22 protein-coding genes are annotated in these 25,360 nt (G+C 72.3%); 4 read left to right on the top strand and 18 right to left on the bottom strand.

Annotated elements, in window-relative coordinates:
* Nucleotides 1–81 precede the first annotated feature (81 nt).
* The 3 genes from ACF1BH_RS09845 to ACF1BH_RS09835 all read right to left on the bottom strand — a co-directional run bounded on the left by ACF1BH_RS09845 (nt 82) and on the right by ACF1BH_RS09835 (nt 3,078).
* Nucleotides 82–723, bottom strand: a complete 642-nt coding sequence (locus ACF1BH_RS09845) for a vitamin K epoxide reductase family protein (protein WP_391641900.1) — start codon at nt 721–723, stop codon at nt 82–84.
* Between the two features lie 367 nt (nt 724–1,090).
* A complete protein-coding gene (gene hisS, locus ACF1BH_RS09840; RefSeq protein WP_391641899.1) occupies nt 1,091–2,353 on the bottom strand; it encodes a histidine--tRNA ligase in 1,263 nt (420 codons plus the stop codon).
* 11 nt (nt 2,354–2,364) lie between these two features.
* Nucleotides 2,365–3,078, bottom strand: a complete 714-nt coding sequence (locus ACF1BH_RS09835; RefSeq protein ID WP_030278536.1) for an MBL fold metallo-hydrolase — start codon at nt 3,076–3,078, stop codon at nt 2,365–2,367.
* Nucleotides 3,079–3,292: 214 nt separating this feature from the next.
* Between ACF1BH_RS09835 and ACF1BH_RS09830 the strand changes: the two genes are divergently transcribed.
* Complete coding sequence (locus tag ACF1BH_RS09830) at nt 3,293–4,114, top strand: peptidylprolyl isomerase (protein ID WP_391641898.1); 822 nt, start codon at nt 3,293–3,295, stop codon at nt 4,112–4,114.
* Between the two features lie 214 nt (nt 4,115–4,328).
* The gene (locus ACF1BH_RS09825; RefSeq protein WP_391641897.1) at nt 4,329–5,558 is read left to right on the top strand and encodes a DUF349 domain-containing protein; all 1,230 of its coding nucleotides are present in this window, start codon (nt 4,329–4,331) and stop codon (nt 5,556–5,558) included.
* A 98-nt stretch (nt 5,559–5,656) separates the two neighbouring features.
* On the opposite strand, the gene ACF1BH_RS09820 is transcribed toward ACF1BH_RS09825, so the two are convergent.
* The 15 genes from ACF1BH_RS09820 to pgsA all read right to left on the bottom strand — a co-directional run bounded on the left by ACF1BH_RS09820 (nt 5,657) and on the right by pgsA (nt 21,135).
* Complete coding sequence (locus ACF1BH_RS09820) at nt 5,657–8,260, bottom strand: RelA/SpoT family protein (protein WP_391641896.1); 2,604 nt, start codon at nt 8,258–8,260, stop codon at nt 5,657–5,659.
* 185 nt (nt 8,261–8,445) lie between these two features.
* The gene (locus tag ACF1BH_RS09815) at nt 8,446–8,994 is read right to left on the bottom strand and encodes an adenine phosphoribosyltransferase (protein WP_391641895.1); all 549 of its coding nucleotides are present in this window, start codon (nt 8,992–8,994) and stop codon (nt 8,446–8,448) included.
* Nucleotides 8,991–10,103 (bottom strand): protein translocase subunit SecF, encoded by a 1,113-nt coding sequence (gene secF, locus ACF1BH_RS09810; RefSeq protein ID WP_391641894.1) that lies wholly within the window; start codon nt 10,101–10,103, stop codon nt 8,991–8,993. Before secF ends, ACF1BH_RS09815 begins: the two co-directional genes overlap by 4 nt.
* Before the next feature lies 1 nt (nt 10,104).
* Nucleotides 10,105–11,880: a protein translocase subunit SecD gene (gene secD, locus ACF1BH_RS09805; RefSeq protein WP_391641893.1), complete on the bottom strand. Its 1,776-nt coding sequence runs from the start codon at nt 11,878–11,880 to the stop codon at nt 10,105–10,107.
* A gap of 148 nt (nt 11,881–12,028) precedes the next feature.
* Complete coding sequence (gene yajC, locus ACF1BH_RS09800) at nt 12,029–12,526, bottom strand: preprotein translocase subunit YajC (RefSeq protein WP_391641892.1); 498 nt, start codon at nt 12,524–12,526, stop codon at nt 12,029–12,031.
* A gap of 165 nt (nt 12,527–12,691) precedes the next feature.
* Nucleotides 12,692–13,780 (bottom strand): Holliday junction branch migration DNA helicase RuvB, encoded by a 1,089-nt coding sequence (gene ruvB / locus ACF1BH_RS09795; protein ID WP_391641891.1) that lies wholly within the window; start codon nt 13,778–13,780, stop codon nt 12,692–12,694.
* An 85-nt stretch (nt 13,781–13,865) separates the two neighbouring features.
* Nucleotides 13,866–14,480: a Holliday junction branch migration protein RuvA gene (ruvA, locus tag ACF1BH_RS09790; RefSeq protein ID WP_391641890.1), complete on the bottom strand. Its 615-nt coding sequence runs from the start codon at nt 14,478–14,480 to the stop codon at nt 13,866–13,868.
* Nucleotides 14,477–15,052 (bottom strand): crossover junction endodeoxyribonuclease RuvC, encoded by a 576-nt coding sequence (ruvC, locus tag ACF1BH_RS09785; RefSeq protein ID WP_391642197.1) that lies wholly within the window; start codon nt 15,050–15,052, stop codon nt 14,477–14,479. The genes ruvA and ruvC overlap by 4 nt, the downstream gene beginning before the upstream one ends.
* 198 nt (nt 15,053–15,250) lie before the next feature.
* Nucleotides 15,251–16,003 carry a YebC/PmpR family DNA-binding transcriptional regulator gene (locus ACF1BH_RS09780; protein WP_345091879.1) on the bottom strand — a complete coding sequence of 251 codons (753 nt, stop codon included), beginning with the start codon at nt 16,001–16,003 and terminating at the stop codon, nt 15,251–15,253.
* A 61-nt stretch (nt 16,004–16,064) separates the two neighbouring features.
* Nucleotides 16,065–16,655 (bottom strand): pyridoxal 5'-phosphate synthase glutaminase subunit PdxT, encoded by a 591-nt coding sequence (gene pdxT, locus ACF1BH_RS09775; protein WP_391641889.1) that lies wholly within the window; start codon nt 16,653–16,655, stop codon nt 16,065–16,067.
* Between the two features lie 8 nt (nt 16,656–16,663).
* Nucleotides 16,664–17,575, bottom strand: a complete 912-nt coding sequence (pdxS, locus tag ACF1BH_RS09770; RefSeq protein ID WP_391641888.1) for a pyridoxal 5'-phosphate synthase lyase subunit PdxS — start codon at nt 17,573–17,575, stop codon at nt 16,664–16,666.
* Between the two features lie 119 nt (nt 17,576–17,694).
* Complete coding sequence (locus ACF1BH_RS09765) at nt 17,695–18,240, bottom strand: hypothetical protein (protein ID WP_391641887.1); 546 nt, start codon at nt 18,238–18,240, stop codon at nt 17,695–17,697.
* Between the two features lie 77 nt (nt 18,241–18,317).
* Entirely contained in the window at nt 18,318–19,556 is a 1,239-nt protein-coding gene (locus ACF1BH_RS09760) for a glycosyltransferase family 4 protein (RefSeq protein WP_391641886.1), read from the bottom strand.
* Nucleotides 19,553–20,482 (bottom strand): phosphatidylinositol mannoside acyltransferase, encoded by a 930-nt coding sequence (locus ACF1BH_RS09755; RefSeq protein ID WP_391641885.1) that lies wholly within the window; start codon nt 20,480–20,482, stop codon nt 19,553–19,555. Before ACF1BH_RS09755 ends, ACF1BH_RS09760 begins: the two co-directional genes overlap by 4 nt.
* The gene (gene pgsA / locus ACF1BH_RS09750) at nt 20,479–21,135 is read right to left on the bottom strand and encodes a phosphatidylinositol phosphate synthase (RefSeq protein ID WP_391641884.1); all 657 of its coding nucleotides are present in this window, start codon (nt 21,133–21,135) and stop codon (nt 20,479–20,481) included. The genes ACF1BH_RS09755 and pgsA overlap by 4 nt, the downstream gene beginning before the upstream one ends.
* Nucleotides 21,136–21,351: 216 nt before the next feature.
* Between pgsA and ACF1BH_RS09745 the strand changes: the two genes are divergently transcribed.
* Both ACF1BH_RS09745 and ACF1BH_RS09740 read left to right on the top strand, forming a co-directional pair.
* Nucleotides 21,352–23,529 carry an elongation factor G-like protein EF-G2 gene (locus ACF1BH_RS09745; RefSeq protein ID WP_391641883.1) on the top strand — a complete coding sequence of 726 codons (2,178 nt, stop codon included), beginning with the start codon at nt 21,352–21,354 and terminating at the stop codon, nt 23,527–23,529.
* Nucleotides 23,530–23,650: 121 nt separating this feature from the next.
* Nucleotides 23,651–25,327: a hypothetical protein gene (locus ACF1BH_RS09740; protein ID WP_391642196.1), complete on the top strand. Its 1,677-nt coding sequence runs from the start codon at nt 23,651–23,653 to the stop codon at nt 25,325–25,327.
* Nucleotides 25,328–25,360: the final 33 nt, after the last annotated feature.

Raw genomic sequence — 25,360 nt, 5'->3', positions numbered from 1 at the left:
CCTATGTCACCCCACTGACAACGCCGCCCGGCCGCCGGCCCGCGCGGGGCCGGCGGCCGGGCGGACCCGGGCGCGGGATGGTCAGAGCAGCGACGACCAGTACGACCACCAGCGGGTGAGGATCAGCAGCGCGATGGTGCCGTACCAGAGCACCGGGACGACCCAGTGGAACTCCAGCACCGCGCTGCGCAGTCCGGCGGGCACCGGGATGATGCGGTGCTTGATGTTGTGGACGGTGGTGTACCAGAACATCAGGAGCGTGGCGCACCAGGTGAGCGTGCACCACAGGCACAGGGCGTTGATGTGGTAGAGCGACTGCGTCATCAGCCACATGCAGAACACCGTGCCCAGCAGGGTGCCGATGTTGAGGCCGATCCAGTAGAAGCGGCGGTAGCGGGCGCCTGCCAGGAGACCGACGCCGATCGCGACGACCACGGGGAACGCGATCATCCCGGCCATCGGGTTCGGGAAGCCGAACACCTCGGCCTGGGCGCTCTGCATCACGCTGCCGCAGGAGATGATCGGGTTGAAGCTGCACGCGGGCTTGAAGTTCGGGTCCTTCAGCAGCTCGATCTTGTCGGTCGTGATGACCCACGACGCCAGGATGCCCAGCGCACCGGTGATCACCAGCAGCCAGGAGAGTCCGCGGCCCGCCCCGATGGTGCCGCGGTCGCTGTCGCGGTCGTCGTCGGTGGACACGTCGTCAAGCGCTGTCGTCGTCATATCGCGGTTCCGTCGATCCCTTGTGGGGTGGGGTGGACAAGCGGGCCCGCGGGCAGCGGCCGCGCTCACATTCTGCCCCACCGACCGTCCGTGCCACCGTTCGAAGGACATAAAGAGGAACGCCCACCAGGCCGCGCCGACCGGTCCCCGCGGGCCCCGGCACCGCCCGTACCACCGCCCCGAACAGCGCCGTCGCGGCATTTCGGGCCGCGCCTTCCCGCCGTGGGCACGGTACGAACCGATCAGGAGGGTGAACGAGCGGACGCGGCCTTGACGCGGGCGGCCGCCCCGGGAACGGAACGGGGGCCGGAGCCGGCCGCCCGCAGGCGCCCGCCCCGGCCCCCGTCGGCCGTCTCGTCCCGGGTGGTCAGCCCAGCGTGCGCCGGACCTCGTCGACCACCGCGTCCAGCGGTACGGCGGTCTGCTCGCCGCTCTCCAGGTTCTTCAGCTGGACGACGCCCTCGGCCAGATCGCGCTCACCGGCGACCAGCGCCAGCCGGGCGCCGGAGCGGTTGGCCGACTTCATGGCGTTCTTCAGGCCCTTGCCGCCGAAGGCGAAGTCCGTCGCGATCCCGGCCTTGCGCAACGCGGTGACCTGGCCGAACAGCACCCGGCGGGCCTCCTCGCCGAGCGGGACCGCATAGACCGCGGTGGCCGCCGGGATGTCGAGCGTGACGCCCTCCGCCTCCAGCGCCAGCACCGTGCGGTCGACGCCGAGCGCCCAGCCGACGGACGGCAGCGCCGGGCCGCCGATCATCTCGGACAGACCGTCGTAGCGGCCGCCGCCGCCCACCGCGGACTGCGAGCCGAGGCCGTCGTGGACGAACTCGAAGGTGGTGCGGGTGTAGTAGTCCAGACCGCGCACCAGGTTGGCGTCGTCCTCGAAGGCGACGCCCGCCGCGGTCAGCAGCTCGCGGACCTGCTCGTGGTACGCCTTGCACGCCTCGCAGAGGTAGTCGCCGAGCGCCGGGGCGCCGGTCAGCTGCTTGCGGACGGACTCCCGCTTGTCGTCGAGGACGCGCAGCGGGTTGATGTCGACGCGGCGGCGGGTGTCGTCGTCCAGGTCGAGGCCGCGCAGGAAGTCCTGGAGGGCGGCGCGGTAGACCGGGCGGCACTCCTTGTCGCCGAGCGAGTTGAGCAGGATGCGGAAGTTCCGCAGCCCCAGCGAGCGGTACGCCTGGTCGGCGAGGATGATCAGCTCGGCGTCGAGCGCCGGGTCCTCCGCGCCGATGGCCTCCGCGCCGACCTGCGAGAAGTGGCGGTAGCGGCCCTTCTGCGGACGCTCGTAGCGGTAGTACGAACCGGAGTACCAGAGCTTGACGGGGAGGTTGCCGCCCTTGTGGAGGTTGGCCTCCAGAGCCGCGCGCAGCACGGAGGCGGTGCCCTCCGGGCGCAGCGCGAGCCTGTCGCCGCCCTTGGTCTCGAAGGCGTACATCTCCTTGGTCACGATGTCGGTGGACTCACCGACGCCGCGGGCGAACAGCTCGACGTTCTCGAAGCCGGGCGTCTCGATGTAGCCGTAGCCGGAGTTGCGCAGCGGCGCGGAGATCGCCTCGCGGACCGCGAGATAGGTCGCGGAATTGGGGGGAAGCAGGTCGTACGTGCCCTTGGGGGCCTGAAAGGTGCTCACGGAAGGTCTCGTCACATTCCTCGTCGCGGAGGGGCGGTGGTGCCCTCTCCGAGGCCGGCGGCCAGCTCCCGCAGATAGGGGTTGCCGGCGCGCTCGCGGCCGATGGTGGTCTGGGGGCCGTGGCCGGACAGGACGACGGTCGAGTCCTCCAGCGGCAGGCACACGCGTGCCAGCGACCGCAGGATCTCGGCGTGGTCGCCGCCCGGCAGATCGGTGCGTCCGATGGAGCCGGCGAACAGCAGGTCGCCCGAGAAGAAGACCGGCGGGACGTCGGCCTGCTCGGGCATCCGGAAGGTCACCGACCCCTTGGTATGGCCCGGTGCGTGCGCGACGGAGAAGTCCATCCCGGCCAGCTGAAGGGTGCTGCCATCCGTCAGCTCCTTGACGTCGTCCGGCTCCCCCACCGTCAGCTCGCCCATGAGCGGGGCACCGATGGCCCGGCCGAGGGCCTTCTCCGGATCGCTCATCATGTAGCGGTCCTCGGGGTGGATCCAGGCGGGTACGTCGTGCGCACCGCAGACCGGGACGACCGAGGCGACGTGGTCGATGTGGCCGTGGGTGAGGACGACCGCGACGGGCTTGAGGCGGTGCTTGGCGACCGCCTCCTCGACGCCCTGTGCGGCGCGGTGGCCCGGGTCGATGATCACGCACTCCTCGCCGGCGGCGGGGGCGACCAGATAGCAGTTGGTCCCCCAGGCCCCGGCGGGGAACCCGGCAATCAGCACGTTCGTCCTTAAAGGTCGTGGGGTCGGGCGCCTCGCGCAGGCGGCCGCTCCCGGAACAACTCGGCAGCTCCAGAGCCTACCGGCGCACCTGTGGCGGCGGCGAACCCGTATACGGTACGGCCACGGCCCACGACCTGGGGCGCCGAGACCTTCGCCCCCAGCTCGTCACCCGAGCGACCGAGCGCGGCACGCAGTGCAGGACAGGAGACGACCGGTGGTCAGCAGCGATCAGCGACGGCGGCAGCTCGCCAGGGAGAAGTACGCGCGCCAGCAGCAGCGGCGCGCCGAGGCCCGGCAGAAGGCCAAACGCCGCAACGTCATCATCGCGGGCGTCCTCGCCGTGGTCCTCGCCGCGGGTGGCGCCGCGTACGCCACCGCCGGGCTGGCCGGCGGCGATCAGGACGACGCGGCGGCCGCCGCCCCCACGAAGCCGGCCGACCCGTGCGCCCGTCCCGAGAAGGGCGCGGCGTCGAAGAAGACGTGGAAGAAGGAGCCGGAGATGTCCGTGGACACCTCCGCGACGTACACCGCGAAGCTGCGGACCACCTGCGGTGAGATCGATCTGCAGCTGGACGCCGCGAAGGCGCCGCACACCGTGAACTCCTTCGCCTTCCTCGCGAAGCAGGGCTACTTCGACCACAGCCGCTGCCACCGGCTGGTGGACTCCGGCATCTACGTCCTGCAGTGCGGCGACCCGACGGGCACCGGCCGCGGCACCCCCGGCTACACGATCCCGGACGAGAATCTGAAGGACCCGCGGCTGAAGGGCGACGTCTATCCGGCGGGCACGGTCGCGATGGCCAACCGCTACGACGGGAAGAACGACAAGACCCGCAACACCGGCGGCAGTCAGTTCTTCCTCGTCTACCAGGACAGCAAACTGCCGCCCAACTACACGCCGTTCGGCAAGATCACCGGCGGCACCGACGTGCTGAAGAAGATCACCGACGCCGGTTCCTCGCCCGATCCCCAGACCGGGAACACCGCGCCGAACGCCACCGTCGTTATCAACAAGGCGACGGTCACCAGCTCCTGAGCTGCGGACCGAGGGAATTCGGTCGCGCTGGATGCGGACAGCCGACCGCCGGGTCGCCTAGATTGGCGTATGTGGAGGGTGCCTGCTCCGACGGCCGGCCCCTCTCCCGCAAGACAGCCCGTCGGACCGGCCGGGGCGCAGCCCCGGCGGACAGAAACTGTGGACGACGCCGGGGGGCCGCACGCCCTCGTCGGTGTCATGTGGAGGAGGCGCTGTGAGCAGCGACCCATGGGGCCGCGTCGATGAGACGGGGACCGTGTACGTGCGTACCGCCGACGGCGAGCAGGTCGTCGGATCGTGGCAGGCGGGAACCCCCGAGGAGGCTCTCGCCTACTTCGAGCGCAAGTACGAGGGCCTGGTCGTCGAGATCGGCCTCCTGGAACGCCGGGTCAAGACCACCGACCTGTCGGCGAAGGACGCGACGGCCGCGATCGGCCATCTGCGCAAGCAGGTCGACGAGCACCACGCGGTGGGTGACCTGGAAGCGCTGAGGAAGCGGCTCGACGCGCTGGTCGCCACCGTCGACGCGCGGCGCGAGGAGCGCAAGGTTCAGAAGGCGAAGCAGAGCGACGAGGCCCGCCAGGCCAAGGAGAAGCTGGTCGCCGAGGCCGAGGAGCTGGCCGCCAGCGAGCAGTGGCGGGCGGCGGGTGAGCGGCTGCGCGCGCTGGTCGACACCTGGAAGGGCCTGCCACGGCTGGACCGCAAGGCGGACGACGAGCTGTGGCACCGCTTCTCGCACGCCCGCTCGGCGTTCTCCAAGCGGCGCAAGGCGCACTTCGCGTCGCTGGACGCGCAGCGTGAGGAGTCCCGCAAGGTCAAGGAGAAGCTGGTCGCCGAGGCGCAGGCGCTGTCGAACTCGACGGACTGGGGGGCGACCGCCGCCCGGTACCGCGAGCTGATGGCCGACTGGAAGGCCGCGGGCCGCGCCCAGCGCGAGCACGAGGACGACCTGTGGAACCGCTTCCGCGGGGCGCAGGACATCTTCTTCCAGGCGCGCGGTGAGGTGTTCGCCGAGCGCGACGCCGAGCAGCGGGAGAACCTGACCCGCAAGGAGGAGCTGGCCGCCGAGGCGGAGAAGCTGCTGCCGGTCACCGACCTCAAGGCGGCGCGGGCCGCGTTCCGTGCGGTCAACGAGCGGTGGGAGGCCATCGGGCACGTCCCGCGCGACGCCCGCCCGAAGATCGAGGGCCGGATGCACGCCGTCGAGCGCGCCATCCAGGACGCCGAGGAGGCCGAGTGGCGGCGGACGAACCCGGAGGCGCGGGCCCGGGCCGCGGGTCTGACGGGTCAGCTGCAGGACGCGGTCGACAAGCTGGAGAAGCAGATCGAGACCGCGCGCGCGGCCGGTAACACCGCCAAGGCCGACAAGCTCGGCCGGGAGCTGGCGGGCCGCAAGGCGCTGCTCGACCAGGCGCTGAAGGGCCTGGAGGAGTTCGGCGGCTGAGCCCCGGCCGTGTGAGAGAACCCCCGCTCGGACCTTCGGGACCGGGCGGGGGTTCTCTCACGTATCGGGGCGGGCGTCCGTCGGGGCGGGCGTCTTCCTCAGGGCCGTCGCGCGGACGTCACGCGGTACACGTCGTAGACGCCCTCCACGCCCCGGACCGCCTTCAGGACGTGCCCCAGGTGCTTGGGGTCGCCCATCTCGAAGGTGAAGCGGGAGGTGGCGACGCGGTCGCGGGAGGTCTGGACGGCCGCGGAGAGGATGTTGACGTGCTGGTCGGACAGGACGCGGGTGACGTCCGACAGCAGCCGGGAGCGGTCCAGTGCCTCCACCTGGATGGCGACGAGGAAGACGGAGGACTGGGTGGGCGCCCACTCGACCTCCAGGATCCGCTCCGGCTGCCGGGAGAGGGAGTCGACGTTGACGCAGTCGGCGCGGTGAACCGATACGCCACTGCCGCGCGTGACGAACCCGATGATCGGGTCGCCCGGCACCGGCGTGCAGCAGCGCGCCAGCTTCACCCAGACGTCGTCGACGCCCTTGACCACCACACCGGGATCCGCGCTGGAGCGCCGCTTGGAGCGCCGGATCGGGGTGGACTCGGCGATGTCCTCGGTCGCCTCGTCCTGCCCGCCGAGCGCCTGCACCAGCTTCTGGACGACGCTCTGGGCGGTGACATGGCCCTCACCGATCGCCGCGTAGAGCGAGGAGATGTCCGGGTAGCGCATCTCGTGCGCGAGGGTGACCAGCGAGTCGCCGGTGAGGATGCGCTGGATGGGGAGGTTCTGCTTGCGCATGGCGCGGGCGATGGCGTCCTTGCCCTGCTCGATCGCCTCGTCGCGGCGCTCCTTGGAGAACCACGCGCGGATCTTGTTGCGGGCGCGCGGGGACTTGACGAAGCCCAGCCAGTCCCGCGACGGACCGGCGCCGGCCGCCTTGGAGGTGAAGACCTCCACCAGATCGCCGTTGTCCAACGTCGATTCGAGCGGTACCAGCCGCCCGTTGACGCGGGCCCCTATCGTGCGGTGGCCGACCTCGGTGTGGACGGCGTACGCGAAGTCGACGGGGGTGGCGCCGGCGGGCAGCGCTATGACGTCGCCCTTCGGGGTGAAGACGAAGACCTCGTTGCGGGAGAGGTCGAAGCGGAGCGACTCCAGGAACTCGCCCGGGTCCTCGGTCTCCTTCTGCCAGTCGAGCAGCTGCCGCAGCCACGCCATGTCGTTGACGGTGTCGCCCTTGCCGCCCGCGCCCTTGGGCACGTCGGTGCGGACCTTCGAGGCACCGGCGACGGCCTCCTGCTTGTACTTCCAGTGCGCGGCGATGCCGTACTCGGCGCGGCGGTGCATGTCGAAGGTGCGGATCTGCAGCTCGACGGGCTTGCCCGCCGGGCCGATGACCGTCGTGTGCAGCGACTGGTACATGTTGAACTTCGGCATCGCGATGTAGTCCTTGAACCGGCCGGGGACCGGATTCCATCGCGCGTGGACGGTGCCGAGCGCCGCGTAGCAGTCGCGGACGGTGTCCACGAGGACGCGGATGCCCACCAGGTCGTAGATCTCCGCGAAGTCCCGGCCGCGGACGATCATCTTCTGGTAGACGCTGTAGTAGTGCTTGGGGCGGCCGGTGACGGTGGCCTTGATGCGGGCGGCGCGCAGGTCGGCCTGGACCTCGTCGGTCACTATGGCCAGGTACTCGTCGCGCTTGGGGGCCCGCTCGGCGACGAGGCGGACGATCTCGTCGTACATCTTGGGGTAGAGGATCGCGAAGGCGAGGTCCTCCAGCTCCCACTTGATGGTGTTCATGCCCAGCCGGTGCGCCAGCGGGGCGTAGATCTCCAGCGTCTCGCGGGCCTTCTTCTCCTGCTTCTCCCGCTTGAGGTAGCGCATGGTGCGCATGTTGTGCAGGCGGTCGGCGAGCTTGATGACGAGGACGCGCGGGTCCTTGGCCATCGCCACGACCATCTTGCGGACGGTCTCGGCCTGCGCCGCCTCGCCGAACTTCACGCGGTCGAGCTTGGTGACACCGTCGACCAGCAGGGCGACCTGGTCGCCGAAGTCGCGGCGCAGGGTGTCGAGGCCGTACTCGGTGTCCTCGACGGTGTCGTGCAGCAGCCCGGCCATGAGGGTGGCCGGGTCCATGCCCAGCTCGGCGAGGATCGTGGTCACCGCGAGCGGGTGGGTGATGTACGGATCGCCGCTCTTGCGCTTCTGGCCGCGGTGCCAGCGCTCGGCGACCTGGTAGGCCCGCTCGATCTGGCGGAGCGTGGCCGCCTCGATCTTGGGGTCGTTGCTCCGCACCACGCGCAGCAGCGGCTCCAGGACCGGGTTGTACGGGCTGGAGCGCTGCACGCCGAGGCGGGCCAGTCGGGCGCGGACGCGGCTGGAGGAGCCGGAGCGCCCGGCGGCCGCGGGCGGCGCCGGCTTGGCGACCGAGGTCGGCGTCGGCCGGACCGCCGGGGGCCGCGACGTGGCCGGTTCGGGGGCTTGCGGCCGGGCGGACGGCTGCTGCTCGGGGGCGTCCGGCCGTGCTCCGCCACCGGCGGGGGACGTACCGGGCCCGGGCGCGGCGCCGTCGCGGGTGGCGTCCCGGTGGCCGGGCTGCGCACCCGCGGGGCCCGCGGCCCGCGGCTTCGGCTCGTTCCCCGACGCGTCGGCGGAACCCGCCGGACGCGGCCGGGGGGAGAGCGGCTGGGCCTCGTCTGGCAAGAGCACTCCTCAAGTGGTTCCGGACCACAAGGCCACGATCGCGCCACGACCGGGCCGGGATGCCATCGTATCGGCCCGGCGGCCGGTCCTCTCCTGCGACGGTGACGGCGGACACCACAGCGGCGCCGGGGCACCCGGGGACGTGCTCCCCGAACGCCCCGGCGCCGTGGTGGTGCCGGACCGGCTCAGACCGTGACCAGGGCCTCCAGCGGAGCGCCCCGCAGCGTGGACTCCAGCCGCTTGCGGCCCTCCAGGAAGCCCAGCTCCATCAGGACCGCCAGGCCCGCGACCTCGGCGCCCGCGCGCCGCACCAGCTGGAGCGAGGCGTCGGCGGTGCCGCCGGTGGCGAGCACGTCGTCGATGACCAGGACCCGGTCGCCGGGCTCCAGCGCATCGGCGTGGATCTCGATCTCGGCCCGGCCGTACTCCAGGTCGTAGGTCTGGCCCAGGGTGGCGCCGGGCAGCTTGCCGGCCTTGCGGACCGGGACGAAGCCGACGCCGGCCCGGACCGCGACGGGGGCGGCCAGTATGAAGCCGCGCGCCTCCAGACCGGCGATCTTGTCCGCGCGGTGGCGTACACACAGCTCGGCCAGGGCGTCGGTGAGCGCCCCGAACGCGTCCGGGTCCGCCAGCAGCGGGGTGATGTCCTTGAACACCACACCCGGCTGCGGGTGGTCCGGCACATCGGAGATCCGGCTGAGCAGCAGCTCACGCAGGGCCGCGGGGGCGGTCATCGGCGCTTGCCCGACGTACGGCCACGACCGCGGTTACGGGCGGCGGGCTGCGAGCGGGGGCCGACGAGACCGGCCGCCGCCGGGTCCTCGTCGTCCTGCCCGGGGTCGCCGTCCTGCTGCGGCCGTTCCGCCTCCTTGGCGGCGGAAGCGCGCTTGGCCTGGACCCGCTTGGCCAGCGCCTTCATCTGCGGCTCGGTGTTCTTCAGGTCGGCGACCAGCGGGGTCGCGATGAAGATCGAGGAGTACGCACCGGCGGCGAGGCCGACGAAGAGGGCGAGCGAGATGTCGTTGAGCATCCCGGCGCCCAGCACACCGCCGCCGACGAAGAGCAGACCGGCGACCGGCAGCAGCGCGACGACGGTGGTGTTGATGGAGCGGACCAGCGTGCCGTTGATCGAGCGGTTGGCGACCTCGCTGTAGGTGAAGCGGGTCTGCTTGGTGATGCCCTGGGACGCTTCCTTGAGGCTGTCGAAGACGACGACCGTGTCGTAGAGGGAGTATCCGAGGATGGTGAGCAGACCGATCACGGTGCCCGGGGTGACCTCGAAGCCGATCAGCGCGTAGACGCCGACGGTGATCGTCAGGTCGTGGATCAGCGCGATCAGGGCGGCGAGCGCCATCCGCCACTCGAAGGCGATGGCGAGGTAGATGACCACGAGGACCATGAAGATCCCCAGGCCCAGCCAGGCCTTGTTGGCGATCTCCTCGCCCCAGCTCGGGCCGACGAGCTGGGTGTTGATCTCCTTGACCGGGACCTTCAGGTCCTCGGCCAGCTTGTCCTGGACCGGGACGGCCTGCTTGGTGTCCAGACCGCTGATCTGGATGCGCAGGGCGCCGCCGCCGAGCTTCTGCACCACGGCCTGGTGGCCGCCGGAGGCCGACTCGGCCAGGTGCTGGGCCTCGGAGGAGGAGACGGAGGTCTTCGGCGTGGTGAGGACCGCGCCGCCGGAGAACTCGATGCCCATGTTCAGACCGCGCACCGCCAGGCCGACGATGGCCACGACGGTGATGAGGATCGAGATGCCGTACCAGATCTTCCGCTTGCCGATGAAGTCGTAGCCGACCTCACCGCGGTAGAGCCGGGCGCCGAGGTTGCCGAGCTTGGACATCTCACGCCTCCTTCGTCTGGGTGGGGGCGGTGCGACGACGGCGCAGCGGGGGCCGGGCGCCCAGACGCTGCGGGTCGAGGCCGGACCAGGGGTGGCCGTCGGCGAAGAACTTGCGGCGGGCCAGCAGCGTCATCAGCGGCTTGGTGAAGAAGAACACCACGACGACGTCGAGGAGCGTGGTCAGGCCGAGGGTGAACGCGAAGCCCTGGACCTTGCCGACGGTGACGATGAAGAGCACCGCGGCGGCCAGGAACGACACGAAGTCGGAGACGAGGATCGTCCGGCGGGCACGCGGCCAGCCGCGCTCGACGGCCGGTCGCAGCGAGCGGCCCTCGCGGATCTCGTCCCGGATGCGCTCGAAGTAGACGATGAACGAGTCGGCGGTGATACCGATGGCGACGATGGCGCCGCAGACCGCCGGGAGGTTCAGCGCGAACCCGATGGTGGGGCCGAGCAGCGTCATGATCGTGTACGTCAGGACCGCCGAGACGCCGAGGCTGGCCAGCGCGACCAGTGCCAGGCCGCGGTAGTAGGCGACGAGGTAGACGATGACGAGGGCGAGGCCGATCGCACCGGCGATCAGACCGGCGTGCAGCTGCTCACCGCCGAGCGCCGCGGTGACCGTCGTCTCGTCCGCGATCTTGAAGGAGAGCGGCAGGGCGCCGTACGACAGCATGTTGCCGAGGTCCTCGGCGGTCTGCTGGGTGAAGCCACCGGAGATGGTGGCGCTGCCGCCGTTGAGCCGCTGGCTGACGCGCGGGTCGGAGACGACCGCACCGTCCAGGACGATGGCGAACTGGTTCTGCGGCTGGGCCTTGGCGGCCAGCTGGCCGGTGATGTCCGCGAACTTCTTGCCCCCCTCGGAGGTGAAGTCCATCTGGACGATCCAGCCCTGACCGGTCTGACCGTCGAAGACCGCCTTGGCGTTCTTGACGTCGGTGCCCTCGACCCCGACCGGGCCGAGCACGTACTTCTGCGAGCCGTCGTCCTTGCAGGCCACGACCGGGTCGCTCGGCTTGGCGCCGGCGGCCTTCTCACCGGCGAGCGCGCGGCTCTGCTTGGTGGAGCAGTCCAGGGCGGCGAGCTGCTTCTGGAGCGCCGCGGGGATGCCGGTCTCGCCCGGGACGGGCGGCGTCGCGGGCGTCTGGGGCTTCTGCGAGGCGGAGCCGCCGGGCGTGGGGTCCTTCTTCAGGGCGTCCGTGACGGCGCGGCCCTGGGTGGTGGCGCTCGCGGTGGGCTTCGGGTCGTCGCCCGGCTTGCCGTCCGCGGCCTTGTCACCGGCCTTGGCGTCCTTGCCGCCGGTGTCCTTGCCACCCTGCTTGCCGCCCGCCGAGGGGGTACCGGACGGCTGCTCGGGGGTCTTGCCGCCCGCGGTGGTGGTGAGCACCGGGCGGAAGCCGAGCTGGGCGGTGGTGCCGACCTGCTGGCGGGACTGCTTCGCGTCCGTCCCCTTGGGGATGTTCACGATGATGTGGTCGGTGCCCTGGGTCTGGACCTCGGCCTCGGAGACACCCAGACCGTTGACGCGCCGCTCCATGATGTCGGCGGCGGTCTTCATGTTGGTCTCGTTGATCGCGTTGGGCTTGCCCGGCTGGTTCTGGGCCTGGAGCGTGAAGCTGGTGCCGCCCGCCAGGTCGATTCCCAGCCGGGGCGCCAGCGTGCCGGAGGAGAACATGCCTCCGACCAGCGCCACCATGGCGATCAGGATGAGGACCAGGGTGCGCCCCGGCTTGCCCTGGCCGGCCGGCGCCCTGCGGCCCTTCTTCGGTGCTGCCACCTTCTCGTTTCTCCCTGTCCAACCGCTCGGCTGGGGGTGTCTGCCGAGCGGCCACGAAGTGTTGTGGGGACGTGCCCCCGCCGGAGCCTAGACGGTCACGGAACCGCGGCGCCCGCAGCGGGGCGCATCGCGGTTCCGTGGGACGGGGCTACTTCGCGTCGGCGTCGCCGGACTTCTTCTCCTCGGCGGACGCGTCCTTCCCTTCGGCGGCGGCCGGGGCCTCCTCGGCGGACTTCTCGTCGGCCTCGGGCTTGTCGGCGGCGGCGTCACCCTTGCCGAGGTCGATCTTGTCGGACTTCTCACCCGAATCGGTGGCGGCGTCATCGCCGGTCAGCGAGGAGATGTCGTCGGGCACGACCGGGTCGGCACCGTCGATGATCCGGTTGTACTCCTCGTCCGCGAGGACCGCGCCGACGGCGTTCTTCGCGTACACGGCGTGCACGCCGGGGGCCACCTCGAGGAGGACCGTCTCGTCGTGGATCTCCTTGACGGTCGCGTACATGCCCCCGATCGTCCGGACGCCGGTGCCCGGCTGCATCTCGTTGCGCATCTTCTCGGCCGCCTGCTGCTTCTTCTTGGCGGACCGGGTCATCAGGAACATGGCCCCGATGAGGACGATGAAGGGGAGGAGAGTCACGGTACTCACGGGACAGAATTCCTTCGCACGACCGCTGAGCCGCGGTCTCGTATAGCGGGGGTGGGATTACCGTCCCCTGCCGGGACGGCATCGGCGGAGTCTAAGTCAGTCCGCACCAGTGGAACAACGCCCAGCATCGCACCGCAGTTCCTGACCGGGCGAGTCTCCGCGCCGTCACGCCCCGAAGAGGCCCTGCTGTCCCGTTGTGCCCGGTTGCTGCCGGGGCGGGACCAGGCCGAGGTGGGCCCAGGCCGCGGGGGTCGCGATCCGGCCACGGGGGGTGCGGGCCAGCAGACCTTCGCGGACCAGGAACGGTTCGGCGACCTCCTCGACGGTCTCGCGCTCCTCCCCCACCGCGACCGCGAGGGTGGACAGGCCGACGGGGCCGCCGCCGAAGAGCTTCAGCAGGGCGGTGAGGACGGCGCGGTCGAGGCGGTCCAGACCGCGGGCGTCGACCTCGTAGACGTCGAGGGCGCGCGAGGCGGTGGCGCGGGTGATCACGCCGTCCGCCTTGACCTGGGCGTAGTCGCGGACGCGGCGCAGCAGGCGGTTGGCGATACGGGGTGTGCCGCGGGAGCGGCCGGCGATCTCGGCGGCGCCCTCGGCGTCGATCTCGACGTCGAGCAGCCCGGCGGAGCGGTGGATGACGCGCTCGAGCTCCGGCGGGGCGTAGAACTCCATGTGGCCGGTGAAGCCGAAGCGGTCGCGGAGCGGGGGCGGCAGCAGACCGGCCCGGGTGGTGGCGCCGACCAGGGTGAACGGCGGGAGTTCGAGGGGGATGGCGGTGGCGCCGGGGCCCTTGCCGACGACGACGTCGACGCGGAAGTCCTCCATCGCCATGTAGAGCATCTCCTCGGCGGGGCGCGACATCCGGTGGATCTCGTCGAGGAAGAGGACCTCGCCCTCCTGGAGGGAGGAGAGGATCGCCGCGAGGTCGCCGGCGTGCTGGATGGCGGGGCCGGAGGTGATGCGGATCGGGGCGCCCATCTCGGCGGCGATGATCATCGAGAGGGTGGTCTTGCCGAGGCCGGGCGCGCCGGAGAGCAGGACGTGGTCGGCGGTGGCGCCGCGGGCGCGGGCGGCGCGCAGCACCAGGTCGAGCTGTTCGCGCACCCGCTCCTGGCCGACGAACTCCCCGAAGTCCTTGGGGCGCAGCGCGGCCTCGACCGCGGTGTCCTCGCCGTCGGCGGCGGCGCCGACCAGCCGGTCGGCGGCCAGGGCCGGGTCGGTTGCGGCGGACGGTGCGGTGTCGTCCCAGTTCACTGCGGATTGCCTCGCGGGGTCGGGGCGGCGGGGCCGCCGGGGTGTGGGGTTCGGGCGCGGCCCGGCGGGGGCCGGACCGGGCGTCTCAGCGGGTGCGGTTGAGGGTCTGCAGCGCCGCCTTGAGGAGCTGCGGGATCCGCGGGGTGCCGCCCTCGGCGACGGCGGCGTCGGCCTGCGGGGTGACGGCGGCGACCGCCTCGTCGGCCTCGCGGGTGGCGTAGCCGAGGCCGATCAGCGCGGCGTGCAGCTGATCGCTCCAGCCCGCGGCGACCGGGGCGGGGGCGCCGCCGGTGCCGAGCGGCGCGCCGAGGCGGTCCTTCAGCTCCAGCAGCAGCTTCTGGGCGCCCTTCTTGCCGATACCGGGGACGGCGGTGAGCGCCTTCTCGTCGGCGGTGGCGACCGCGCGGCGCAGCGCGTCGGGAGAGTGCACGGCGAGCATGGCCTGCGCCAGCCGCGGGCCTACGCCGCTGGCGGTCTGCAGCAGCTCGAAGGTGGCCCGCTCGTCGTCGTCGGCGAAGCCGTAGAGGGTCAGGGAGTCCTCGCGGACGACGAGGGAGGTGGCGAGCCGGGCGGGCTTGCCGATGCGCAGACCGGAGAGGGTGTCCGGGGTGCACTGGACGGCCATGCCGACGCCGCCGACCTCGACGACGGCGGTGTCCGGTCCGAGGGCCGCGACCGGCCCGGAGACGAAGGCGATCATCGGATGCCCTTCTGGGGAGCGGCCCGGCGGACGCCGGGGGTACGGACGGAAGGTGCGGCGCGGCGGGCCGCGGCGTGGGCCTGCTGGAGGCGGCCGGCCGCGGGGGCGCGCCAGATGTGGCATATCGCCAGCGCGAGCGCGTCGGCGGCGTCGGCCGGTTTCGGTGGGGCGTCGAGCCGCAGCAGCCGGGTCACCATCGCGCCGACCTGCTCCTTCCCGGCCCGTCCTGAGCCGGTGACCGCGGCCTTGACCTCGCTGGGGGTGTGCAGGGCGACCGGGAGGCCGCGGCGGGCGGCGCAGAGCATGGCGACCGCGCTGGCCTGGGCGGTGCCCATGACCGTACGGACGTTGTGCTGGCTGAACACCCGCTCCACGGCGACGTATTGGGGACGGTGTTCGTCCAGCCACTGCTCGATGCCGCGCTCGACGAGGACGAGGCGGTCGGCGATCTCGGCGTCGGCGGGGGTGCGGATCACGCCGACGCCGGCCATCGTCAGCGGGCGGCCGACGGCGCCGTCCACGACACCGACGCCGCAGCGGGTGAGCCCGGGGTCCACGCCCAGTACGCGCACGATGCCTTCTCCTCCGTCGGCCGGCAGGCCGGACGCGGGAGCGACGGCCTGTTCGTGCAGGCTATCGGCTGCCACTGACAACGCGTCGGGTCAGGGCCGCGGCGCCGCCCCGCGCGGGCCGCCCGGTGCCGGTCAGCCGCAGCGGCCCGCCGGTTCGCACCGGCGGGCCGCTGTCGGTCGTACGGGAGGAACGCCCCGTCAGGCGTCGATCTTGGCCATCGTCTCGTCGGAGACGTCGAAGTTGGCGAAGACGTTCTGCACGTCGTCGCTGTCCTCCAGCGCGTCGATCAGCTTGAAGATCTTGCGCGCGCCCTCTTCCTCCAGCTCGACCTGCATGGTCGGGACGAAGTTGGCCTCGGCCGAGTCGTAGTCGATGCCGGCTTCCTGGAGCGCGGTGCGGACCGCGATCAGGTCGGTGGCCTCGCTGAGCACCTCGAAGTTCTCGCCGAGGTCGTTGACCTCCTCGGCGCCCGCGTCCAGGACCGCGCCCAGGACGTCGTCCTCGGACAGCTCGGCCTTGGGGACGATCACGACGCCCTTGCGGTTGAAGAGGTACGACACCGAGCCCGGGTCGGCCATCGAGCCGCCGTTGCGGGTCATCGCGACGCGGACGTCGGAGGCGGCGCGGTTGCGGTTGTCGGTGAGGCACTCGATGAGCACCGCGACACCGTTGGGGCCGTAACCCTCGTACATGATCGTCTCGTAGTCGGCGCCACCGGCTTCGAGACCCGCGCCGCGCTTGAGCGCGGAGTCGATGTTCTTGTTGGGAACCGACTGCTTCTTCGCCTTCTGGATGGCGTCGAAGAGGGTCGGGTTGCCGTCCGGGTCGGCGCCGCCGGTCCGGGCGGCGACCTCGATGTTCTTGATCAGCTTCGCGAAGAGCTTGCCGCGCTTGGCATCGATCACGGCCTTCTTGTGCTTCGTCGTAGCCCATTTAGAGTGGCCGGACATCCGCCTGTCTCCTTCGCGTAACCCATTGAGAAACCAACGCGTCGATCCTACCGGGAGCGCGTCAGGCCGCCGTACGCACCATGTCCACGAAAAAGGCGTGCACACGGTGGTCGCCGGTCAGCTCCGGGTGGAACGACGTGGCGAGGACGTTACCTTGCCGGACAGCCACCGTGTGCCCGTCGTGGCGTGCGAGGACCTCGGCGGCGGCGCCGGTGGACTCGACCCAGGGCGCGCGGATGAAGACGCCGTGGACCGGCCCGCCCGGGATGCCCGCCATGTCGACGGCCGCCTCGAAGGACTCGTTCTGCCGTCCGAAGGCGTTACGGCGGACGATCATGTCGACGCCGCCGAGCGTCTCCTGGTCCGCGCGGGCGTCCAGCAGCTTGTCGGCGACCATGATCATGCCGGCGCAGGTGCCGTAGACCGGACGGCCGGAGCGGACGAAGTCGCGCAGCGGCTCCAGCATGGAGAAGACGACGGCCAGCTTGGACATCGTGGTGGACTCGCCGCCCGGGATGACGAGGCCGTCCAGGTCGGCCAGTTCCTCGGGGCGGCGCACCGGCCGGGCCAGGGCGTCCGCCGCGGCGAGCGCCACCAGGTGCTCGCGGACGTCGCCCTGGAGGGCCAGGACTCCGATGGTGGGGGTGGTCATCTCCGTGCTCACCAGCCGCGGTTGGCGTACCGCTCGGACTCGGGGAGGGTGTCGCAGTTGATGCCGACCATGGCCTCGCCCAGGTTGCGGGAGACGTCCGCGACGACCTTCGGGTCGTCGTAGAAGGTGGTGGCCTTCACGATGGCGGCGGCGCGCTTGGCCGGGTCGCCGGACTTGAAGATGCCGGAGCCGACGAAGACGCCCTCGGCGCCGAGCTGGCGCATCAGCGCGGCGTCGGCGGGGGTGGCGACGCCACCGGCGGAGAAGAGGACGACGGGCAGCTTGCCCAGCTCGGCGACCTCCTTGACCAGCTCGAACGGGGCGCGCAGCTCCTTGGCGGCGGCGTACAGCTCGTTGTTGTCACAGCCGCGCAGCTTGGCGATCTCGCCCTTGATCTGGCGGAGGTGACGGACCGCCTCGACGACGTTGCCGGTACCGGCCTCGCCCTTGGAGCGGATCATGGCCGCGCCCTCGGCGATACGGCGCAGGGCCTCGCCGAGGTTGGTGGCGCCGCAGACGAAGGGGGTGGTGAAGGCCCACTTGTCGGAGTGGTTGACCTCGTCGGCCGGGGTGAGGACCTCGGACTCGTCGATGTAGTCGACGCCGAGGGACTGCAGGACCTGGGCCTCGACGAAGTGGCCGATGCGGGACTTGGCCATGACGGGGATGGAGACGGCGTCGATGATGCCGTCGATCATGTCCGGGTCGGACATCCGGGCGACGCCGCCGTCCTTGCGGATGTCGGCGGGTACCCGCTCCAGGGCCATGACGGCGACGGCGCCGGCGTCCTCGGCGATCTTCGCCTCTTCGGGCGTGACGACGTCCATGATCACGCCGCCCTTGAGCTGCTCGGCCATGCCGCGCTTGACCCGGGCGGTTCCGGTCTCGGGGGTCTGGGGCGTGGTGGGCGTGCTGGACACGGTTGACCTCACTCGGTGCGGGTGGTTGCGCTTCTTCACCCACACAACCGTTGGTGAGGGGACCGTGAAAAGGGCCAATTGACGGCCGGTGGCTCGTGCCGCCCGGCGACCGCCGCGGATCAGGCGGGGAGGTGCGGGTCCCCGAGGACGGTCGGCGGCTCGTCGTCCATCTCGAAGGCGAGCGGGAACGGCGCGTGGCCGGCGAGGCGGAAGAAGCGCACGACCCGGTGGCGGCGCACCGCGCGGGCGGCCCGGACGGCGTCGTTGTGGAAGCGGCGGGCCATGGGGACGCGGCGGACGGCGGCGGTCAGCTCCGCGAGGGTCTGCTCCCCGCCGGGCGCCTCGCGGACCGCGTCCACCTGCTCACGCTCGCCGAGGGTGGCGCGGAGCGCCTGGGTCAGCTCGCTCTCGGCGACCTCGCGGCCGTCCTCCGGCGCCTGCCGGGCGGCGTGCGCCGCCTGGTAGAGGACGATCGAGGCGGCGGGGTCGAGGACGCCGGAGGTACCGATCTCCTGGGCGACCGAGGCGCGCCGCAGCAGTTGCGCGTCGAGGGCGGCACGCGCCGCGTCGATCCGGGCGTGCAGCCGGTCGAGGCGGCCCGCGGTCCAGCTCAGATAGATGCCGATGAGGACGACGACGGCCGCGATCCAGATGAAGGTGGTCACGCGGCGTCACCCTACCGGCCCGGACCGCATGCCCCCGGGGCGCGGGCGGCCCCGGGGATCACGGGCCGTAACGGCGGTCACTCCCGGGCGGTCGACCCGGCGGGCCCGGGGTGTCTTCCCGAGCGGAGCGACGCCCCCTGGTCGGCGGCGACGGCCCGGCCGGGCCCGGCGCCCTCGGTGACCGTCTCGTACACCGCGAGGATGTCGGCGCCGACCGTGGACCAGTCGAAGCGCCGCACGTGCCGGGAGCCGCGTGCGCGCAGCTCGGCGCGGCGTGCGGGGTCGCGCAGCAGGCGGACGGCGGCGGCGGCGAGGGCGTCGGCGTCCTCGTTGGCGAACAGCTCCCCGGCCTCGCCCTGGTCGAGGACCTGGGCGAACGCGTCGAGGTCGCTGGCGAGGACCGGCGCACCGGCCGACAGCGCCTCGACGAGGATGATGCCGAAGGACTCGCCGCCGGTGTTCGGGGCGACGTACAGGTCGACGCTGCGCAGCAGACGGGCCTTGTCCTCGTCGCTGACCATGCCGAGGAACTCCACGTGCGAGCGGAGTTCGGGCGGCAGCGCGGCGACCGCTTCCTCCTCGTCGCCGCGCCCGGCGACCAGCAGCCGGGCGTCGGGGACCTCGGCGAGGATCGCGGGCAGGGCGCGCATCAGCACCGGCAGGCCCTTGCGGGGCTCGTCGATCCGGCCGATGAAGCCGAGGGTGGCGCCCGCCCGCGGGCCGGCCTCCTCCCCCGCGGCCCCGGCGTCCCCGGGCCCGGACTGCCAGGCGGCCTTGGGTTCGGCGCGGGCGAAGAAGTCGACGTCCACGCCGTTGGGGATGACCACCGCGTCGCCGCCGAGGTGTTCGACGAGGGTGCGGCGGGCGTACTCGCTGACCGCGATGCGCGCGCTGATCTTCTCCAGCGCGGGCTGCAGGATCGGGTACGCGGCGATCATCGCCCGGGAGCGCGGGTTGGAGGTGTGGAACGTCGCGACGATCGGGCCGCGCGCCGCCCAGCAGGAGAGCAGCCCGAGGGAGGGCGAGGCCGGTTCGTGGATGTGGATGACGTCGAAGGCGCCGTTCTGGAGCCAGCGGCGCACCCGCGCGGCGGAGAGGAAGCCGAAGTTCAGCCGGGCGACGGAGCCGTTGTACGGCACCGGTACGGCGCGGCCGGCGGAGACGACGTACGGCGGCAGCGGCGTCCCGTCGTCGGCGGGGGCCAGGACGGAGACGTGGTGGCCGCGGGAGAGGAGGTGTTCGGCGAGGTCGCGGATGTGGAACTGGACGCCGCCGGGGACGTCCCAGGCGTAGGGGCAGACGATGCCGATTCTCACGGCGTCTCCGTTCCGCGGGCCGCGTCGCGCGGCTCCAGGTCGTCGAGCCAGAGGCGTTGCAGCATGTGCCAGTCCTCGGGGTGGTCGGCGATGCCGGAGGCGAAGGCGTCGGCGAGCGCCTGGGTCATGACGGCGGTCTGCTCCGCACGGGTGCCCTCCGCCGGGACCTCGATCTCGGGGTGGATCCGGCCGCGCATGACCGGCGTGCGGTCGTACCAGAGGGTGACCGGCAGCAGTGTCGCGCCGGTGCGGGCGGCGAGCGTCGCGGGGCCCGCGGGCATCTTCGCGGCGTGGCCGAAGAAGTCGACCTCGACACCGGAGCTGGAGAGGTCGCGGTCGGCGACGAGGCAGACCAGACCACCGGCGCGCAGCCGCCGGGCAAGGGTGCCGAAGGCGGCCCCGCCGGTGTGCGGCAGCACCTCCATGCCCAGGCCCTCGCGGTAGGCGACGAAGCGGTCGTAGAGGGATTCCGGCTTGAGGCGTTCGGCGACGGTGGTGAAGGGGACGCCGAGCGCGGTGGTCACCCAGACGCCCGCCAGGTCGTAGTTGCCCATGTGCGGCAGGGCGAGGATCACGCCGCGGTCGCCGGCCAGCGCCTCCTTGAGGCGGTCGACGTCCTGCGCGGCGAAGCCCGCCGTTATCCGCTCGCGGCTCCAGGCCGGCAGCCGGAAGGACTCCATCCAGTAGCGCATGTACGAGCGCATCCCGGCGCGGGACAGCTCGGTCAGCCGCTGCGGTGTGGCGTCCGGGACGACGCGGGCGAGGTTGGCCTCCAGGCGCAGCACGCCCTTGCCGCGGCGGCGCCAGGCGGCGTCGGCGATCGTGCGGCCGAGGCGTACCGCCGCGCCCTCGGGCAGCTTCTTGACGGTGCTCCAGCCCAGCCCGTAGAGGGCGTCGGTGAGCCTGTCGGTGTCGATGCGGCTCACGCGCCGTTCCCCCCGTGTGCGACGGCGTCCGCCTCCGCGGACTCCCGGCGGACCGTCACCACGCGCTGGGCGAGGGTGACGGCGCTGCCGACGGCGACGATCCACAGCGCGATCGGCAGCAGGACCTGGACCCCGGGCACCCCGAAGGCGTGCAGCCCGGACAGGCCGCAGGCGACGAGGGAGATGACCAGCCGCTCGGCGCGCTCGACCAGACCGTTGACGTTCACCGGCAGCCCGATGGCCTCACCGCGCGCCTTGGTGTACGAGACGACCTGGCCGCTGGCGAGGCAGAAGATCGCGATGGCGCAGAGCATCATGCTGTCGCCGCCGCCGGCGTACCAGAGGGCGAGCCCGCCGAAGATCGCGGAGTCGGCGACCCGGTCGAGGGTGGAGTCCAGGAAGGCGCCCCAGCGGCTGGAGCGTCCCAGCTGCCGGGCCATGTTGCCGTCGACCAGGTCGGAGAAGACGAAAAGCGTGATGACGACGGTGCCCCAGAAGAATTCACCGCGGGGGTAGAAGGCCAGCGCGCCGGCGACCACGCCCCCCGTACCGACGAGGGTGACCGCGTCCGGGCTGACGCCGAGGCGGATGAGCAGGGCGGCGAACGGCGTGAGAACACGCGTGAAGAACGCACGCGCGTACTTGTTCAGCATGGCCTTCCCGGAGGTTGATACGGGCCGTGCGGTCAAGGGGCCACCGGCTGGCCCATCGTAGCCAGGCGCTCCCCGGGCACCGCGCACCCACCGCGCCGCCCGGGGACGACGGGCGGCCCGCGCGGACCGCCACTCCCCCGCCGCCCCCTGTGGACGGGCCCCCCTCGCGATGGAAAGCTCGAATCACCGCAAAGGTGACGACCTGGAGGCGAGGGCATGAACGAGAAGCCGGATGCGGGGGCGGCCGACGGCCCCGCCGCCGTCCGCAACGTGGTCCTGGTCGGCCACAGCGGCGCGGGCAAGACCACCCTCGTGGAGGCGCTGGCCCTGACCGCCGGGGCCACCGGGCGCGCCGGGCGGGTGGAGGACGGCGACACCCTCTCCGACCAGGACCCGATCGAGCAGCGCCGGCAGCGCTCGGTCCAGCTCTCGCTGGTGCCCGTGGAGTGGCGCGGCTGCCGGATCAATCTGCTGGACACCCCCGGGTACGCCGATTTCGTCGGGGAGCTGCGGGCCGGGCTGCGGGCGGCGGACGCGGCCCTCTTCGTCGTCTCCGCCGCGGAGGAGGTGGCCGGGGCGACCCGCGCGCTGTGGGAGGAGTGCGCGGCGGTCGGCATGCCGCGGGCGCTGGTCCTCACCCATCTCGACGCCGCCCGCGCCGATGTCACCACCGTTCTGCGCGGCTGCGGCGAGGCCCTGGGCGACGGCGACCCGGACGCCGTGCTGCCCCTGTACCTGCCGCTGTACGGCGCGGCGGGCGCGGACGGCCACGCGCCGGTGACGGGCCTGCTCGGGCTGTTGACGCGGCGGGTCACGGAATACGCGTCGGGCGAACGCGCCGAGCGGGATCCGGACGGCGCGGAGCTGCCGCTGCTGGACGAGGCGCGCGGCCGGCTGATCGAGGGGATCATCGCGGAGAGCGAGGACGAGACGCTGATGGACCGCTACGTGGGCGGCGAGGAGCTGGACGTCGCCTCGCTCGTCGCCGACCTGGAGACGGCGGTCGCCCGCGGCACCTTCCACCCCGTGCTCGCCGCCGCCCCGCCCACCGGCGCCGCCCGCCAGGGCCTGGGCACCGTGGAGCTGCTCGACCTCCTCGTACGGGGCTTCCCGGCGCCGGGCGAGCGGACGGCTCCGGCGGTCACCGCGCCCGACGGTGCGCCGCGGCCGCCGCTGGCCTGCGATCCGGCCGGTCCGCTGGCGGCGGAGGTCGTCAAGACCACCTCCGACCCGTACGTCGGGCGGCTGTCGCTGGTGCGGATGTTCTCCGGCACGCTGCGGCCGGACGAGGCGGTACACGTCTCGGGGCACGGCCTGGAGGACCGCGGCCACGCCGACCACGACGTGCAGGAGCGGGTGGGGGCGCTGTCCGTGCCGTCCGGGAAGCAGCAGCGGCCGCTGGCGCAGGCGGTGGCCGGGGAGCTGGCGTACGTGGCGAAGCTCGGCCACGCGGAGACCGGCGACACGCTGTCGTCGTGCGGCCGGCCGCTGCTGATGGCGCCGTGGACGATGCCCGACCCGCAGCTGCCGGTCGCGATCGTGGCGCACGGCAAGGCGGACGAGGACAAGCTGTCGCACGGGCTGGCGCGGCTGGTCGCGGAGGATCCGACGATGCGTCTGGAGCAGCATCCGCACACCGGCCAGGTGGTGTTGTGGTGCCTGGGTGAGGCACATGCGGAGGTCGCGCTGGAGCGGCTGCGGACGCGGTACGGCGTCCGGGTCGACACCGTGGCGTACTGCGTGCCGCTGCGGGAGACGTTCGGCGGTGCGGCGTCCGGGCGGGGGCGGCAGGTCAAACAGTCCGGCGGGCACGGGCAGTTCGCGATCTGCGAGATCGAGGTGGAGCCGCTGCCCGCGGGCTCCGGCGTCGAGTTCGTGGACACGGTGGTGGGCGGCGCGGTGCCGCGGCAGTTCATCGCGTCGGTGGAGAAAGGGGTACGCGCCCAGGCGGCGCAGGGCGTGGCGGCCGGGTATCCGCTCGTCGACGTCCGGGTCACGCTGCGGGACGGCAAGGCGCACTCGGTGGACTCGTCGGACGCGGCGTTCCAGACGGCCGGGGCGCTGGCGCTGCGGGATGCGGCCGGGCAGGTGCGGATCGAGCTGCTCGAACCGGTCGCGGAGGTCGCGGTGTTGATTCCGGACGAGTTCGTCGGTGCGGTGATGAGCGATCTGTCCGGGCGGCGCGGGCGGGTGGTCGGCACCGAGCAGGAGGAGGTCGGCGACCGCACCTGGGTGCGGGCCGAGGTGCCGGAGGCGGAGATCGCCCGCTACGCCGTCGATCTGCGCTCGCTCGCGCACGGCACGGGCCGCTTCACCCGGACCTATCTGCGCCATGAACCGATGCCGCAGCAGCTGGCCGAGGCGGTGCGGCGGGGCCCGGAAAACGGCGCATAGTCAACGATTGACCGGCGGCCCTTCCGGTCAACTCCCTTGGGCCCGGCACCGCCTGTACGCTGACCGGACGGGCTCGGCAGGTGTGCCAGGAGCGGTGGACGGGTAAAGAGCCGCGGCAGTGATGGTGCGGCGTTGGGGGCGGGCAGTGGCAGCAGACGGCTTCGACTTCAGTCCCGGGGCGCAGGTGCCGCTCCTGGGGGGCGCGGGACAGACCGCGGCGACCCAGGCGTTGGCCTCCGCCGCGTACCGGGACAGTCCGTTGGCCGATATCTCCAAGGCGGATTCGGACTCCGGTGCCTCCGACATCAAGAAGCCCAAGATCTCGCTCTTCGAGCCGAATCTGGGCGAGGCGTTCTCGCGGGCGATCCAGACGCGGATGCTCGGCGGCGGCCGCAAGGCGCTCATCCAGTCCTTCGGCACCGAGCCGCAGGTCATCGTGGAGCACTGCCTGGCGGCCACCCGTATCCGCAAGCAGCGGGACGCCAAGCTGACGGTGATCATGCTGCTGTGCGGGCTGGCGTTCCTGCCCGGTGTGCTGCTGTGGCTGGGCGGTTTCCAGCTGAAGAAGTACCTCGCCAAGGACGGCAAGACGTCCCTCGGCGGCTCGGCGCTGCTCGCCGTGCTCGCGGTGGCCGGGGTGGTCCTCCTGATCAAGCTGCCGACGACGGGCTTCTGGCCGTTGTACGCACGGGCCGCGGTCGTCGTCCCGATCGTCGGCTGGTGGTTCGCCAAGCAGATCTGCGAGCGGACGGCGGTGCTGCTGCGCGAGGCGTGGCAGGGGCTGCTGGACGGCGGCGGGATCGGCGCGAAGATCCCCGAGGCGGTGCCGGGCGATCCCGGGGAGATCGCGGCCGAGACGCTGCGGCACAATCTCGCCAAACTCTCCGCGGAGCAGCGCAGCAACGTCGTCTTCTACGCCGGTCCGCGCGGCATCCTCGGCATGGGGACGCGCTGGGGCAGCTGGCATCTGGCGGAGGAGCTGAAGCCGGCGAAGGAGGGCGCGGAGATCCATCCGTTCCGCAGCTGGGACGTCGTCCGGGCGATCCACGACAAGCTGCGGATGCTGGAGCGCAGCCCGCTGCACACCGGCGGCTTCCAGCAGGCGCCGCAGGTCAACCACTGGATCGTCGCGCCGGTCGGGGAGAAGGCCAAGGAGGTCAGCCGTCCGGACGGCACCGACACCGACGCCTTCCAGATCCGCGGTCACGAGGTCGAGCGGATCTGCAACGAGCAGCAGTTCGGCAGCGGCAACCGCCACTACCTGGGCGTGCAGTTCGTGCTGTGGGACGGCCAGCTGGTGCTGACGCTGCTGATCACGGTCACGGTGCTGCACGAGACGCTGCGCATCGAGGTCACCGGCCACGCCCTCGGCCCGGTCAACTCCCTGTTCACCAGCAAGCCGTCGCCCAAGACCAAAGAGGTCGCGAAGGTCGTCAAGTTCTGGGAGACGCGGAAGCAGACGCTGCCGCTGATCGACCCGTCCGAGGTCGTCCGGCTCTCCGCCCGCGCCCCGCTGACGTGGTTCCCGCCGGTGCTGGACTTCCTCGGCGGCAAGCTGGGGCTGCCCGAGCCGTTCGGGCTGCGGCACGTCTGGGCGGACAAGCCGTGGCGGCACCGCTTCATGGCCGATGACGCGCTGCGGGCGGCGACGCCGGTGCTGCGCGCGGTCCACACCGCGGCGGTGGGCGTGCTCAAGGAGAACGGCGTGGACACCGAGCGCTTCGAGGGCCGTTCGATGGTGCTCAGCGGTCTGGTCCAGGGCGTCGAGCCCAGGAAGGCCGACGAGTACAGCGCCTGATCCGCGGCGGCCGTCCGCTCCCCCGCTTCCGAC

The organism is Streptomyces sp. NPDC014733 (assembly GCF_043083385.1).
Taxonomy (GTDB): Bacteria; Actinomycetota; Actinomycetes; order Streptomycetales; family Streptomycetaceae; genus Streptomyces.
This window is presented reverse-complemented; position numbering and strand designations above follow the sequence as displayed.

Coding starts and splice junctions, on each gene's coding strand:
- ACF1BH_RS09845 (WP_391641900.1), bottom strand. CDS start 723: ATGACGACGACAGCGCTTGACGACGTGTCCACCGACGACGACCGCGAC.
- ACF1BH_RS09815 (WP_391641895.1), bottom strand. CDS start 8,994: ATGACCGCCCCCGCGGCCCTGCGTGAGCTGCTGCTCAGCCGGATCTCC.
- secF (WP_391641894.1), bottom strand. CDS start 10,103: ATGTCCAAGCTCGGCAACCTCGGCGCCCGGCTCTACCGCGGTGAGGTC.
- ruvA (WP_391641890.1), bottom strand. CDS start 14,480: ATGATCGCCTTCGTCTCCGGGCCGGTCGCGGCCCTCGGACCGGACACC.
- ACF1BH_RS09780 (WP_345091879.1), bottom strand. CDS start 16,003: ATGTCCGGCCACTCTAAATGGGCTACGACGAAGCACAAGAAGGCCGTG.
- pdxT (WP_391641889.1), bottom strand. CDS start 16,655: ATGACCACCCCCACCATCGGAGTCCTGGCCCTCCAGGGCGACGTCCGC.
- pgsA (WP_391641884.1), bottom strand. CDS start 21,135: ATGCTGAACAAGTACGCGCGTGCGTTCTTCACGCGTGTTCTCACGCCG.
- ACF1BH_RS09745 (WP_391641883.1), top strand. CDS start 21,352: ATGAACGAGAAGCCGGATGCGGGGGCGGCCGACGGCCCCGCCGCCGTC.
- ACF1BH_RS09740 (WP_391642196.1), top strand. CDS start 23,651: ATGGTGCGGCGTTGGGGGCGGGCAGTGGCAGCAGACGGCTTCGACTTC.